Here is a 13,926-nt window from a genome sequence, read left to right on the forward strand (position 1 = left end):
TCTCCGCAACAAGGTTTCGGCTTAAGCTTAGAGCACAATGCGGCCCGCCAGATATGCATCGACAGCTTCGGATGCCGGGCTGGTGAAGAAAATGGCTGCCGGCCGATGTTCGATCAGCCGACCGTGATGCAGGAATGCCACGTCATCGGCGAGCCGCCGGGCCTGGCCCACATCATGGGTGACGAAAATCACCTTGGTATCCTCCGCGCTGGCTGCCAGCACGATCTGCTCGATCATCTGCACCGACGCGGGATCGAGGCTGGCGGTCGGTTCATCCAGCAGCAACACCTTAGGGAGGGTGGCAAGCGCCCGCGCCAGCGCCAGCCGCTGCTGCTCGCCACCCGACAGCAACCGTGCGGGCTGCTCGGCCTGGCCGGCAAGCCCGACCCGGGCCAGCAATTCGTCACGCCGGGCCCGGCGCTCGGCCCTGGATCCGGCACGGCGACGCAGCACAAAATCGAGATTGGCCGCCACCGACCGGCGCAGCAGCACCGGTTTCTGGAAAACCATTGCCTGGGTCGAGCGGGTCGCCTCACCGCAGGCAACCTCGCCCCAGCTGACCCAGCCGCTGGACGGCGGGATCAGGCCGTGAACGAGGCGAAGGAACAGGCTCTTGCCGGCGCCATTGGGGCCCATGACCACTGTAACAGAGCGCGGTTCCAGCTCCAGTTTTTCGATGTCGACCAGGGTTTTCCCGGCAACCTGCAGCGTAAGCCGGTCGAGCCGCAGCGCGCCTGGCAACAAGCGATCGCGCGGCGTCGGCGGTCCCTTGTCAGGTTTATCCGGCGGGGCGAACGGTACGGTGTCAGGCATAGGCCTGCCTTTCGGCGATGGCGCGCAGCGCGCTTGCGCCGAGATTGACCGACACCGCGATGCTCATCAGGATGATCCCGAGCGCCAGCGCCATGCCGAGGTCCCCCTTCGAGGTTTCGAGTGCAATCGCCGTGGTCATGACCCGGGTCAGATGTTCGATATTGCCGCCAACAATAATCACCGCTCCGACCTCCGCCACGGCGCGGCCAAAGCCTGCCAGCGCGACGGTGACGAGGCCGTAGCGACCGTCAACGATCAGCGCCAGCATGGCCGAGCCACGCGAAACCCCGAGCGAGCGGAACTGCTCGTCATACTCGGCCTGCAGGGCTTCGAGCACCTGGCGCGACAGGGCGGCGACAATCGGCGCGATCAACAGGGTCTGGGCGATGATCATCGCCGCCGGGCTGTAGAGCAGACCGAGCCACCCCAAGGGGCCGGCGCGCGACAGCGCCAGATAGACCAGCAGCCCGATTACCACCGGTGGAAAGCCCATCATCGAATTGACCAGGGCAATGACGATGCCACGGCCGAAGAACTTGCGGACCACCAGCAACGCGCCGATGGGGAAGCCGATGAGACACGACAGCAGCAGCGCGGTGAGGCTGACGCGCATGGACAGGCCGACAATCTCGAACAGATCCGCATCGCCCGAAGCGATCAAACCGAATGCAAGCCCGAATGCAGCCGAAAAATCCTGCATGGCTAACCGTCGCCTCCCGCCAGCAACCGCTCTTCCCCCAGGCGCTCCCAGATCAGCCCGGCGATGTCACGGTAGATTTGCGCCTGGACGCTCTGCGGATCGGACACGACGATGGGGGCGCCGCTGTCTGATGTCTCACGGATCTGCATCACCAGCGGCACTTCGCCCAGAAACGGCGCACCGATGCGCTCGGCTTCGGCGCGGGCGCCGCCATGGCCGAAAATCGCGTGCCGGCCATCACAATCGGGACAGGTGAAATAGCTCATGTTCTCGATCAGCCCGAGAATGGGCACATCCACCTTGCGGAACATGTTCAGCCCCTTGCGGGCGTCGATGAGAGCGAGATCCTGCGGTGTCGAGACGATCACGACACCAGCCAATGGCACGTTTTGCGCCATGGTCAGTTGCGCGTCACCGGTGCCCGGCGGCATGTCGACGATCAGCACATCGAGCTCACCCCAGGCGACTTCGCGCAGCATCTGGGTCAGGGCCTGCATGATCATCGGGCCACGCCAGACTGTGGCAGTGTCCTCGGCGACCATGAACCCCATCGACATGACTCTCAGCCCATGGCGTTCCAGTGGCAACAGGACGCGGTCGCCACCGCTCTGCGGCCGGCCCGAGATATTGAGCAGCCGTGGCAATGACGGGCCGTAGATGTCGGCATCAAGAACGCCGACCTTGAGTCCGCGGGCGTGCAACCCGAGCGCAATGTTGACCGCGGTGGTGGATTTGCCGACACCACCCTTCCCGGAGGCAACGGCGATGATCGCCCCGACACCGGGAACGGAAGCCTTGGCGGCCGGCGCTTGGGGCGGCTGTGGTGCCCGTTTCTGCATCGGCGGAGGAACCGCATCAGCCTGCTTGATGGAGGGTGCCGAGCGCACCGGCGCGAGCTGTGCCTTGCTGTCCGCGGTCAGCGTGACCAGCGCCCTGGCAACACCCGGAGCAGCCAGGGCCGCTTTTTCCGCTGCGGCGCGCAACGGCTCCAGTTGCGCCGCGCGATCGGCAGGCACCGTGATCGAAAACGCAACCTGATCGCCGCTCGCCGCGATATCCGAAACAAGCGCAAGATCGACAATGTTGCCGTTCAAGTCGGGCCCCTTGACCCGTTTGAGCTGTTCCAGAACCTGGTCGATGGCGATTGTCACTGCGTACCCCATGGCCGATAGTAAACCGCAGTTGTCGCAGCTCTCATTCCAACTTCGGACTCCGGTGCTGGTGTGGCGCTTCGACAGTAATTATTTGATGGAGAATGCCCGCGATGGACAGCACCGCAACGGAAAAATTCGTCAGGCTTGCCGACCGGTTTGTCCGCACCGCCAACAAGGCCAACGCCAAGATCCCCGCCACCGAGGTCCACATGGCATTCCTGTATGGCGCTGCGCGCTACAATGCGTTTGTCGCCAAGAACGTCATCGACGTCGCTGATCACGAAGCCTTTGTTACCGAAATGGCCGCCACCTACAGCGAAATGCTGCGCAATCATCTGGCGGATCCCAACGTCTGACACGCCCATCATCCGTTCAGCCGCTGCCTGATCGAAACACGCTTTTGTTGCGGCTGTTCGGCTTCCCCGGTTTGCGAATCCTGCGGCGCATCGACCGGCTGGACCTCGCCGGTTTGTCCGCCGTTACTATCGGCAGCCGCGTGTTCTTCATCGCCTGTTTGTTCCTCAGCAGCAATTTCCGCCGCGTCGGTTTCCGGTTCCCCGGGCAGGTCTACCTCATCCGCCTCAGCCTGTGGTCGCTCCTGCGTGAGACGGCCTGTTGCCTGTTGCAGCGCCCTTTCAGCCTCCGTCAGGAAACCCCGGCCGACGTCCCAGGACGACTTGTAGACCATATGCAGCGGGTTGTTGTAATCCTCGTCGTAATCATTCAGGCCATCGAGATTGGCCAGCACCGGATTGGAGTTGAAGAATTTCTTCAATGCCTTCTTGCGCAGGGCATCCGGTACGCCGCGCTTCATGAAAAGCGAAAAATCGAAACCATACTCGACCTTGTCCAGATCGACTGCCTCGGCCGCCAGCCGGTTGGCTTCCGCTTCACTGCGCTCGGCTTCCAGCTGCTCTTCATCGATGACCACCGGTGCGGCCGCAGGCGCCTCATCGTCGGGATCGACGCCGGGATTGGCCCGTTGCGCCTGCTTGCGTTTCGACCAGCGTGAGAGAAACCCTTCCTTGTCTTCAACCATCGAGATCCCCCCGGTCTGAGCGCTTGCGGCCCAGAAAGATCGGCTGCTTGCCGAATTTCTGTTCCTCTACATCCAGCTTGTCGCGCCGCCGTTTCAGAAACGGCGTCTCGACATGGTAGGCGTCGAGAAACTCGAGAATCGCCTGTGCAATCTCAGGCGGCATCGGCAGGCGTTCGATGATGTCTTCGCTGCCGACCTCGTAATCCTGAGCAGCATGTGGAGAGGCGGTGACGCTCTGGACAAACCAGTCGAGCGGATGATCGTTCTCGCTGTCGCGCCGCAACACCACATAGAGTGCAGGATTTCCGCTGTCGAAGTTTTCGACATAGGCATCGGTGTCGGCGGCATAACAGGTGAGATCGACGCGCCCCATGTAGTAGCGGGTCATGCGGTCGCCGCTGACGAGGATATCGCCGGCATTGAGATCTGCGGGTGCCAGCATCACGCCGACGGGTATCCAGTAGTCTTTTGCCCAGCGGGAAACGGATTGCCGCTTCTCGGCAATCACTCCCAGCATGATCGTCAGTTCCCGCGACACGCCTGCCAGTTCCTCCCCGGTCTCGAGGCAATCACGGTTGTCTCTTCCCGTTGAAAGTATAAGCTGTTTGCAAGCGACAACAAGGGCACCCCGATGGTTTTGGACGCAACCAGATTATTCGTATGCAACTGCGAAAAGACCATGTCCGTCGATCCGGCGAAACTGGGGTCGGCCTATGGCGAAGTCTCGGGTCACACCCAGCTTTGCCGCAGTGAATTGGGAGCGGTCGAGACCGCGCTCGCTAAAGAATCGCCGATCTGTATTGCCTGCACGCAGGAACGTCCGCTGTTTGAGGAAATTGCCGCGGAAAAAGGTCACAACGCGCTGTCATTCGTCAATATCCGCGAGATGGCGGGCTGGAGCGCCGACAGTGCCGCGAAGACGCCCAAGATCGCGGCGCTGCTGACAGCAGCCGCCCTGCCAATAGCCCCCGCGCGGCTCAGGGCCATCGAGAGCGACGGGCTGTGCCTGGTGGTCGGGGCCGGACAGGCTGCGTTCGATGCCGCGCAACGGCTGAACCGGTCCTTGTCGGTGACACTGCTGCTCAGCGCAGTGGAGGATCTCGTGCTGCCGTCCGAGCTCGAGTTTCCGATCTTCGCCGGCCACGTGAGCACTGCGACCGGTTCGCTTGGCGCCTTTGAGCTGGTCGTGGACGGCTATGCCGCGATGCTGCCGTCGTCGCGCGCCAAGCCGGAGTTCGCCATGCCGCGTGACGGGGCGAAAACCAGTTGCAGCGTGATCTTCGACATCTCGGGCGAGACCGCGCTGTTTACCCGTGCTCATGGGCGCGACGGCTACTTCCGGGCCGACCCCGGCAATCCGGTGGCGATCCTGGAAGCAGTGATAGAGGCGTCGGATTACGTCGGAAGCTTCGAGAAGCCGCTTTACGTCACCTATGACGCCTCGATCTGCGCCCATGAACGGTCGCGGAAGACCGGCTGCAACAAGTGCATCGACCAGTGCCCCGCCGGCGCGATCACCGGTCAGGGCGACATCATCACCGTCGATCCTGGCATCTGCGGCGGCTGCGGCAACTGTGCCGCCCATTGTCCGACCGGAGCGGTGGCCTATGCCTATCCGACGCGCAGCGACCAGATCCTGAAGATCCAGACATTGGCCCGGACCTACCTTGCCGCGAAAGGCAAGGCCCCAGTTCTGCTCTTGCACGATGCAAGCCACGGAACGCCACTGATCGGGGCGATGGCGCGGTTGGGCCGCGGTCTGCCTGCAAGGGTTATTCCGCTGGAGATGCATGCGACCAGCGGTGTCGGCCACGATGTGATGGCAGCAGCGCTGGCTGCAGGGTTCCGGCAGATCGTGGTGCTCGGCGATCCGCGCAAGGCGGAAGAATTCAGTGCGGTTGCGGAAGAAAGCCAGTTGATGGAAACCCTGTTGTCGGGCTTTGGCCATACCGGCGGGCGGATCGTGACCATGCTGGAAACCGATCCGGATAAAGTGGAATCCACGCTTTACGCGCTGCCGGACCTGCCGGAACTCACACGCTCCGCACCAGCGCCGTTCGGCGGAAAGCGGGACGTGGCGCGCGCGGCACTCGGTGTGCTGGCCGATGCCGGCGAGCCTGTCTCCCCCATCATGGCTCTACCGGACAGCGCGCCCTACGGGAACGTGCTGGTCGACGCGGAAGCCTGCACGCTGTGCATGGCCTGCACCTCCTCCTGCCCGGCCGATGCGTTGCGCGACACGCCGGGCACTCCGCAATTGCGCTTTGTCGAAGCGGCCTGCGTTCAGTGCGGCATCTGTGAAACCACCTGCCCGGAATCGGCGATCCGGCTGGAGCCGCGCTACAACCTGTCGCCAGCCGTCATGCAGCCAGTCACATTGCACGAGGACGAGCCGGCCTGTTGCACCTCCTGCGGCAAGGCCTTTGCTGCCGGTGGCATGCTTCGCGCAGTGGAAAAGCGGCTTGAGGGCAACCGGATGTTTGACAGCGACGAGCGCCGGGCCCTGATCCACATGTGCGAGGATTGCCGGCTCGAAGCGCTGTCGCGCGACGGGGCGGATCCCTTCGCCATTGCACGCCCGCGCCGCACCAGAACCACAGACGATTATCTGGAAGCCGGCCGCCGGGGGCTCAGGGTGGAAGATTTTCTCAACGAGAAATAGAGCCAGCCCGGAGTTGGGTTGAAGGGCTTCCAACCCCTCTTGCGGGAGTGAGCGGACAGGCGCATATCTTGTTTCACCACGTCGTACGGAGGAAGTCATGCGCCTGTTATCTGCAATCACACTTCTCGGTTCCATTCTTGCAACACCGGCTCTGGCCGACACGACTGGAGGCGTCGTCGTCGCCTATGACCGGGTCGATCGTGTGCTGGTGCTGGACGACAAGACCGTCTGGGATCTCACGCCCGCCGGTGATCTGGTCCCGGACGGGCTGAGCGCTGGTGACAAGGTTACCATCGAGTATGAGTCTGCTGGCGACAGCGGCGTTGGAAAGATCACGGCAATTTCGGTCAGCGCCGAGTAGTCATGTATGCCTTTGTCGGGCGACACCTGCGGGCGCGACAGGTACGCGGCCGCGCAAAGTCACGCCTGCACGCTTCTGATCGGACAGCAGTGATTCCCGAGCGCTACTGAAGCAACGGATTGAGCGGCAAGTTGATCAGCAGATTCTGTGGCTTCATGCGAATGCGATCATGGGCGTCGACAGCCAGACCAAGAAAGGCTGGCTTTCGGCGCATCCTGTCGATCACCCGGTCGAAGTCGAGAAACTCCATCCGGAACAAGGCAACGATGCTGCCCTGGCCCTGCTCCGGAAGATATTCGCCCTCGTAGAGCGCGTTGAGGATACGGGTTGCCTCCGCGTCAAGGCCGACGTGCCAGGACCAGCGCTGTTCCTTGACCGACTGCAGCGGCTGCACCCGGACCCGCATGTCGAGGAAATGCCTGATCCAGCGTTCGACCAGCCGGGCAAAGGCATCTTGCCCCGGCTCGGCAAACCGGAAGTCGAGCGCCAGGTCGAAGCGGTCGGCACGAGCCCAGTAATCCCCGGCGCCCTCGGCATTGAGAATTTCAAGATCGACTTCGGTGCGGCGGGGATCGCTTAGAGCCAGAAGCGCGGTTTGCCGGGCGCGGGTTTCCACCACCTCGGCATCGGCCAGCATCATCCGCTCATTGGAGGTGGTCGCGGTCTGCTCGCGGAAGAACAGCTCGGCCGCGCGCGCCACCATCGCATCGGTTTCGCCCAAAAGGATATTGCCCATGATCAGATGCGCCATCTGGCTGATGAAGACCGGCGGGACCAGCGGCGCCCCGGGCGTGAACAGCGAGGCATAGCCAGCCTCGATCGACCCCTTGGCGACCAGGTGATCGCGAAACCGCAGCACCACGGTGTAGTTTTCCGCCGCATCCGGATCGGCGATCTTGGCAAGTTCCCCGGCGCTGACCGGCGCGAAAGGGTCGGCCATCAGCCGCTCAAACAGCGCATGTTCGACGGCACAGCTTTCCTCGACCGGATGGATCTCGGGCCGCGTGTAATAGGCGCGAAGAAAGTCCCCGCTCACCGCAAGCCAGCCGTTGTCGAGCCTGTGGGTCAGGTGCTGTCCGGCGGATTTCCAGATCACGCGCCCCGTCTTGTCATTCACCGCTGTCACCGGCCATCCCCAGTCCTTGCGCAAGCGACAGGCCGCGGGCACCGCCGGTGCCATTGAGCAGCAAGCCGCCGTCTTCATCTATGCCGATCATCCGGCCTTCATGTCTCACCGGTCCGACCTGAACGGCAACGGTGTCCGAGGGTTGCATGCGTCCGAGGAAGTCTGCGTGGGCGGCGGCAAATCCATCATGCTCCCAGGCGTCAACCCAGGACAGGAAATGCCGCGCCACTGCCTCGATCACCTGGGTCCGGTCAAGATCGCCGCAGCCCTCCTCAAACAGCGCGGTGGCGTGGCTTGCAAGCCCCGGCGCGTCGGTGATCTCGGGCGGCAGGCTCAGTGCGATCGAAAATCCCAGAACCATAAATCCGGGCGTGTCTTCAGGTCCGGCACTTCCAGGCGTCCTCAGAAACACCTCGCCGACTTCGCCGCCATTGGCAAGCAGCGTTGACGGCCACCGGTACATCAAAGCAAGATTTGGCGGTCCGATGGCGCCCAGCGCATCGCCGATCGCAACCATCAGCAGCGGCGCCATCTGCAGTGCCTTGTCCAAGGGGCAATCGGGCTCGAGAATGATCGCGGCGCGGGCGTGGGTTTCCGCCCTCGACCAGAACAGATCTCCGGCTTGAAGCTTGCCTTCGCTCATGCCCTCGAGCGCCACGGCCAACGGGTCTTGCGACGCAGGCACCGCGTGGCCTATCAAAAGCGGCGGAAATTCCGGATCTGGCAGCATGCTGTGGGTCAGGGCAACTCGACTTCGCCGGCGACGACATGATGCATGTCAGTGCCTTCGGCCGTCAGCACCATCTTGAGTTTCAACGGTCCGTTGCCCGCTGCACCCGATCGCACCAGCTCTTCGATCTTCTGCTGGGATGTCACACCGACCTGCTTGAGAAATTTCCGCATCGACAGGTTGAAGGTTTCGTCGCTCATCTCGTCATATCCATGTTTTGAGGCCGGTCGTCATGCCAGGCGGACCGTGCATGCGGAAGGCGCAGCCTGTCAGTCAAGGCGCACATTATCTGTCGAATAAGCCACCGCCGACGGAGTTTCCAGCAGCGGCTTGAGGCCGAACCGGGCCCCCGCAACAATCAGCAGCAGGACTACAATGCTGAGAAGAAATGCTTTCATGTTCTCTTCCTTGCCGTCATCACTCGGCCGGTGCGGGTGATATCCGCTCGGGCTTCCGGGCCACCACTTCTTCCGCCCACAGCGAATGGTGCTCGCGCGCCCAGTTAAGGTCGACTTCGCCCGAGCCCATGGCGTCATAGGCACCCTGCATCCCGATCGTGCCGATATAGATATGGGCAAAGATCAGACAGATCATCGCCACCGCGACAATACTATGCCAAACGCTGTTGAACTGCTGCTCCTGGATGGCGCTGTAGGGTGGCTCGGGCAGCCCGAGTATAGCCGGTACGTCGATGCCGATATTGCCGAGAAGCGCGAAAGTGCCTGTGAACAGCTGGTGCTCGAAGGGGAACAGCAACGCCCAGCCCGAGACCGACACCGACAGCCCGAGCAGCATCACGCCCCAGAAGATCAGCTTCTGACCGGCGTTGAATTTCTTTGCCGGAGGATGGTTTGATTTGCCAATCAGTCCGCCACCCTTGGCCAGCCAGTTGAGATCGGTCCGGTCGGGGATGTTGTGGACGATCCAAAGCACAAAAGCGAGAGCGAGCCCGATCATGAAGGCAAAGGCGGTGTAGTTGTGCGTGGCCTTGAGGAAGCCCGACAAGGGGCCGAACAGGTCCTTTCCAATGACCGGCAAGACCAGCGAACGGCCAAAAGTGAAGTTGAGCCCGCTGATGCCCAGTGTGATGAAGGACAGCGCCATCAGCCAGTGGCTCATCCGCTCAAGCGTGGAGAAACGCTTGATCTTGACGCCGGACATTCCGTGCTCGACCTTGATGCGGCCGCGAATTGCGAAGAACACCGCCAGCAGGACGATCGTGGCCAGCATGGCATAGCCCAGGTAATCATTCATCGGGCCCTTGCGCTGGAGCCGCCAGTCCTCGCCCTGGGACTGGATCATCAGACCGGCGGACTTGTCGGGGATCGGTACGGTGCCGACCTCGCCCTGCCGGATGTCGCGCCAGATATCCGCATCCGATGCGGTGCCCTGAACCCCGCCCTGCAGGGGCGGACCGGGCGGTGCGATGGAGGTCGTTGCATTTTCCGGTGGGCGAACCGAACTCTGAGCCTTGGCCTCAGGCGGCAGCACCAGCCCGGTGAGAACCAGCAGCGCAAAGGCGATGCCAGGTAGAAGGTAGCGCGCAGACGCGCGGCGCGTCGTGAGATGCTTCATCGGTGAACTCCCGGTGTCCGGATACGATCTGGCGACGACCACTCAGCCGGCAGGCAAGCCCCCGCCGGCCGCTCAGACTGTGATGGGCGAATGCCGATCAACCGCCCTTCTGCTCGTAGGCTGTACCCCAGCCCCAGGCCCCGGCGCCGAAACCCCGGGCAACGATGCGCTCGCGGTAGATCTGCGAGACAGTGTCGCCATCTCCGGCCAGCAGCGCCTTGGTCGAGCACATCTCGGCACACAGCGGCAACTTGCCTTCGGCTATACGGTTGCGGCCGTATTTCTGAAACTCGGCAGCGGAGGTGTCCTCCTCCGGTCCGCCGGCGCAGAAAGTGCATTTGTCCATCTTGCCGCGGGAACCGAAGTTCGAGGCTTGCGGGAATTGCGGCGCGCCGAAGGGGCAGGCATAGAAGCAATAGCCGCACCCGATGCACAGATCCTTGTCGTGCAGCACGATGCCGTCTGCCGTCTGGTAGAAACAATCCACTGGGCAGACCGCCATGCACGGCGCGTCCGAGCAGTGCATGCAGGCGACCGAGATCGAGCGTTCACCCGGCTTGCCGTCATTGATGGTGACGACGCGCCGGCGGTTGATGCCCCAAGGCACTTCGTTCTCGTTCTTGCAGGCGGTGACGCAGGCGTTGCATTCGATGCAGCGTTCAGCGTCGCAGAGGAATTTCATTCTAGCCATAGTGTTTATCCTCCCTATGCCCGTTCGATGCGGCAAAGCGTGGTTTTGGATTCCTGCATCTGCGTGACCATGTCGTAGCCATAGGTCTGCGCGGTGTTGCACGCTTCCCCAAGCACGATCGGATCAGCCCCTTCAGGATACTTGTCTCTCTGGTCCACACCCTGGAAATGCCCGCCGAAGTGGAACGGACAGAAGACGACGCCCCTACCGACCCGCTCGGTCAGCATCGCCATGACCTTTATCTTGGCACCGGACGGGCTGTGCAGCCAGACGGTGTCACGGTCCCGGATGCCGAGATTGTTGGCGTCGAAGGTGTTGATCTCGACGAACATGTCCTGCTGCAATTCGGCCAGCCATGAATTGGAGCGGGATTCATCACCGCCACCTTCATACTCGACCAGACGCCCGGAGGTCATGACCAGCGGAAAGTCCTTGGAATGATCAACGTCCTGGATCGACTTGTAGGCTGTCGGCACACGCCAGAAAGTCTTGTCGGCGATCGTCGGGTAGTCGGCGACAAGCTCGCGATTGGGCGCGTAGAGTGGTTCGCGATGAAGCGGCACGGGGTCCGGGAAGGTCCAGACCACAGCGCGAGCCTTGGCGTTGCCATAGGGTGCGCAACCGTGATTGATGGCGACGCGCTGGATGCCGCCGGAAAGATCGACCTTCCAGTTCACGCCTCCGACCTTGTCGTCATAGTCCGACGGGATTTCGCCCTGATGCGAGGTCTCGCCGACCTCTTCCTCATTCGGGCGTTCCTTGATGATGCCGGCGACATATTCGATCATCCTGCGCTCGTACGGAGACAGGTCCTGGTCCCAGCCGAGGCCCTTGAGCATGGCCATGGTGAATTCAGGATAACCATCCTCGATCTCCGAACCGACCGGCCAGCTGTTTTCGGCCAGCAGATTGTCGCCATTGCGCTCGACGCCGAAGCGGGCACGGAAGCCCATGCCGCCCTTGGCAACGGGAACTGACACATCATAAAGGTTGGCCGAACCGGTGTGCTTCATTTCGGGTGTTCCCCAGCACGGCCATGGCAGACCATAGAATTCACCATCATGCGGACCACCGACACCACGCAGGGTGGTCTTGTCGAAGGTGTGCTGGTTCTCCATGTGCGACTTCAACCGCTCGGGAGACTGTCCGGTCATGCCGATGGTCCACATGCCCCGGTTCCACTCGCGGGTAATGTCCTCGACCAGCGGCTCCTCACCGTTGACCTCGATGTTGCGGAACAGACGATCCTCAAAACCGAACTTCTTGGCGAACTTGTACATGATGATGTGGTCAGGCAGCGATTCGAACAGCGGCTCGACCACGGCCTCACGCCACTGGATCGAGCGGTTGGACGCCGTCACCGAGCCGTAGGTCTCGTACTGGGTCGAGGCCGGCAGCAGATAGACGCCGTCCTGGCGGTCCTGAAGCACCGCGGTCATGGTCGGATAGGGATCAACGACAACCAGAAGATCGAGCATCCCCATCGCCTTTTGCATTTCCGGCAGCCGGGTTTGCGAGTTCGGCGCATGACCCCAGAATACCATGACCTTGGTCTGATCAGGTTGCTCCAGATTCTCCTTGGCTTCCAGAACACCGTCGATCCAGCGCGATACCGGAATTCCGGTCTCGTTCATCATCAACTTGTCCTTGCCGTCCTTGCCCTGCATGGTGGCAAAACGACCTTTCAGCCAATCGAGGTCCTCACCCCAGACGCGCGCCCAGTGAGCGTAGGCCCCCGCCGACAGGCCGTAATAGCCGGGCAGCGTATCGGCAAGCACGCCGAGGTCGGTTGCGCCCTGCACGTTGTCGTGGCCACGGAAGATGTTGGCGCCGCCGCCGCTCGTGCCGATGTTGCCCAGGGCGAGCTGCAGGATCGAGTAGGCGCGGGTATTGGAAGACCCGTTGGTGTGCTGGGTACCGCCCATGCACCAGATCAGGGTGCCCGGACGGTTTTCAGCCAGCGTACGGGCGACCCGCTCGAGCTGCGAGCCAGGCACACCGGTTACACGCTCAACTTCGCCGGGGTTCCATTTCCTCACTTCTTCACGGATCTGGTCCATACCCCAGACACGGGAGGAAATGTACTCCTTGTCTTCCCAGCCGTTCTCAAAGACGTGGTAGAGAATTCCCCAGATCAGCGCCACGTCGGTGCCGGGCCGGAAACGCACGAACTCGTCGGCATGTGCCGCGGTGCGGGTAAAGCGCGGATCGCAAACGATCAACGGCGCATTGTTCTCTTCCTTGCACTTGAGAAGGTGCAGCAGCGACACCGGATGCGCCTCGGCCGGGTTCGAGCCGATCAGAATCATCGACCTGGCATTGTGGATGTCGTTGTAAGAGTTGGTCATCGCACCATAGCCCCAGGTGTTGGCAACACCGGACACCGTGGTCGAATGGCAGATGCGGGCCTGGTGGTCGACGTTGTTCGTCCCCCAGTAGGCCGCGAATTTGCGGAACAGATAGGCCTGTTCGTTGGAGAACTTGGCTGAGCCGAGCCAGTAGACCGAATCCGGCCCCGAGGTCTCGCGCACCTCAAGCATCTTGTCGCCGATCTCGTTGATGGCCTCGTCCCAGGAGACGCGTTGCCACTTTCCGCCGACCAGCTTCATCGGATACTTCAGACGGCGGTCGCCATGCGCATGCTCGCGCACCGAGGCGCCCTTGGCACAGTGGGCGCCGATGTTGAACGGGGAATCATAGCCAGGCGCCTGACGGGTCCAGACCCCGTTCTCGACTTCAGCAATAACCGTGCAACCGACCGAGCAGTGCGTGCAGACCGATTTTCTGGTTACGACGTCTGCGGTGCCTGCGGCTGTTTGAGCTTCCGCGCGCTTGACCATCCCGCCGGAAAGCGTGGAAATGGCCGCCGCCCCACCGATGGTGAGACCGGAACGCTTGAGGAATGTCCGGCGATCGATCGCCGTCACTCCCTGCTCTGCTACCGTCGAGGACAGCCGGGAGCCTCGCGCAACCCCATTTGCCTTCTTCCTGAGCATAGTATCCTCCGTTGGGTTTAATACGTCTCCAGGACGATCAGCAAGGGCCCTCCTCAGAACCGCGTGCTGGCATTACAAG

15 protein-coding genes are annotated in these 13,926 nt (G+C 62.3%); 3 read left to right on the top strand and 12 right to left on the bottom strand.

Translation table 11 applies throughout. From position 1 onward, the window contains the following. Positions 1–27: 27 nt before the first annotated feature. From CRO46_RS16530 to CRO46_RS16540, 3 genes are read right to left on the bottom strand one after another with little or no spacing between them, the layout of a single operon-like run. Positions 28–813, bottom strand: coding sequence for an ATP-binding cassette domain-containing protein (locus CRO46_RS16530; protein WP_097108904.1), 786 nt, complete (start codon positions 811–813; stop codon positions 28–30). Then, positions 806–1,513, bottom strand: coding sequence for an ABC transporter permease (locus tag CRO46_RS16535; protein WP_097108905.1), 708 nt, complete (start codon positions 1,511–1,513; stop codon positions 806–808). Before CRO46_RS16535 ends, CRO46_RS16530 begins: the two co-directional genes overlap by 8 nt. A 2-nt stretch (positions 1,514–1,515) precedes the next feature. Continuing rightward, on the bottom strand, positions 1,516–2,664 hold the full coding sequence (locus CRO46_RS16540) for an Mrp/NBP35 family ATP-binding protein (protein WP_425479293.1): 1,149 nt from the start codon (positions 2,662–2,664) through the stop codon (positions 1,516–1,518). Positions 2,665–2,777: 113 nt separating this feature from the next. Here CRO46_RS16540 and CRO46_RS16545 point away from each other — a divergent pair, with 113 nt between their 5' ends. Further along, positions 2,778–3,023 carry a DUF3144 domain-containing protein gene (locus tag CRO46_RS16545; RefSeq protein WP_179759096.1) on the top strand — a complete coding sequence of 82 codons (246 nt, stop codon included), beginning with the start codon at positions 2,778–2,780 and terminating at the stop codon, positions 3,021–3,023. Between the two features lie 8 nt (positions 3,024–3,031). On the opposite strand, the gene CRO46_RS16550 is transcribed toward CRO46_RS16545, so the two are convergent. Continuing rightward, positions 3,032–3,706: a DUF3306 domain-containing protein gene (locus CRO46_RS16550; protein WP_097108908.1), complete on the bottom strand. Its 675-nt coding sequence runs from the start codon at positions 3,704–3,706 to the stop codon at positions 3,032–3,034. Beyond that, a complete protein-coding gene (locus CRO46_RS16555; RefSeq protein WP_244577934.1) occupies positions 3,699–4,244 on the bottom strand; it encodes a DUF3305 domain-containing protein in 546 nt (181 codons plus the stop codon). Before CRO46_RS16555 ends, CRO46_RS16550 begins: the two co-directional genes overlap by 8 nt. A 141-nt stretch (positions 4,245–4,385) precedes the next feature. Between CRO46_RS16555 and CRO46_RS16560 the strand changes: the two genes are divergently transcribed. Both CRO46_RS16560 and CRO46_RS16565 read left to right on the top strand, forming a co-directional pair. Beyond that, positions 4,386–6,368, top strand: a complete 1,983-nt coding sequence (locus tag CRO46_RS16560) for a 4Fe-4S dicluster domain-containing protein (RefSeq protein WP_244577935.1) — start codon at positions 4,386–4,388, stop codon at positions 6,366–6,368. Between the two features lie 97 nt (positions 6,369–6,465). Next, complete coding sequence (locus CRO46_RS16565; protein WP_097108910.1) at positions 6,466–6,729, top strand: hypothetical protein; 264 nt, start codon at positions 6,466–6,468, stop codon at positions 6,727–6,729. 103 nt (positions 6,730–6,832) lie between these two features. Here CRO46_RS16565 and CRO46_RS16570 read toward each other — a convergent pair whose 3' ends face one another. The 7 genes from CRO46_RS16570 to CRO46_RS16595 all read right to left on the bottom strand — a co-directional run bounded on the left by CRO46_RS16570 (position 6,833) and on the right by CRO46_RS16595 (position 13,847). Next, a complete protein-coding gene (locus CRO46_RS16570) occupies positions 6,833–7,846 on the bottom strand; it encodes a DUF6352 family protein (RefSeq protein ID WP_244577936.1) in 1,014 nt (337 codons plus the stop codon). Further along, complete coding sequence (locus tag CRO46_RS16575; protein ID WP_097108911.1) at positions 7,839–8,585, bottom strand: biotin/lipoate--protein ligase family protein; 747 nt, start codon at positions 8,583–8,585, stop codon at positions 7,839–7,841. The genes CRO46_RS16570 and CRO46_RS16575 overlap by 8 nt, the downstream gene beginning before the upstream one ends. Positions 8,586–8,593: 8 nt before the next feature. Continuing rightward, positions 8,594–8,785 (bottom strand): DUF6494 family protein, encoded by a 192-nt coding sequence (locus CRO46_RS16580; RefSeq protein ID WP_097108912.1) that lies wholly within the window; start codon positions 8,783–8,785, stop codon positions 8,594–8,596. 69 nt (positions 8,786–8,854) lie between these two features. After that, on the bottom strand, positions 8,855–8,983 hold the full coding sequence (locus CRO46_RS20270; RefSeq protein ID WP_280176273.1) for a hypothetical protein: 129 nt from the start codon (positions 8,981–8,983) through the stop codon (positions 8,855–8,857). A gap of 19 nt (positions 8,984–9,002) precedes the next feature. Then, positions 9,003–10,160: a formate dehydrogenase subunit gamma gene (locus CRO46_RS16585; RefSeq protein WP_097108913.1), complete on the bottom strand. Its 1,158-nt coding sequence runs from the start codon at positions 10,158–10,160 to the stop codon at positions 9,003–9,005. Positions 10,161–10,257: 97 nt separating this feature from the next. Beyond that, complete coding sequence (gene fdh3B, locus CRO46_RS16590; protein WP_097108914.1) at positions 10,258–10,851, bottom strand: formate dehydrogenase FDH3 subunit beta; 594 nt, start codon at positions 10,849–10,851, stop codon at positions 10,258–10,260. A 14-nt stretch (positions 10,852–10,865) separates the two neighbouring features. After that, positions 10,866–13,847, bottom strand: coding sequence for a molybdopterin-dependent oxidoreductase (locus CRO46_RS16595; protein ID WP_097108915.1), 2,982 nt, complete (start codon positions 13,845–13,847; stop codon positions 10,866–10,868). Between the last annotated feature and the right edge of the window lie 79 nt (positions 13,848–13,926).

Source organism: Parahoeflea halophila (genome assembly GCF_900220985.1).
GTDB lineage: Bacteria > Pseudomonadota > Alphaproteobacteria > Rhizobiales > Rhizobiaceae > Hoeflea > Hoeflea halophila.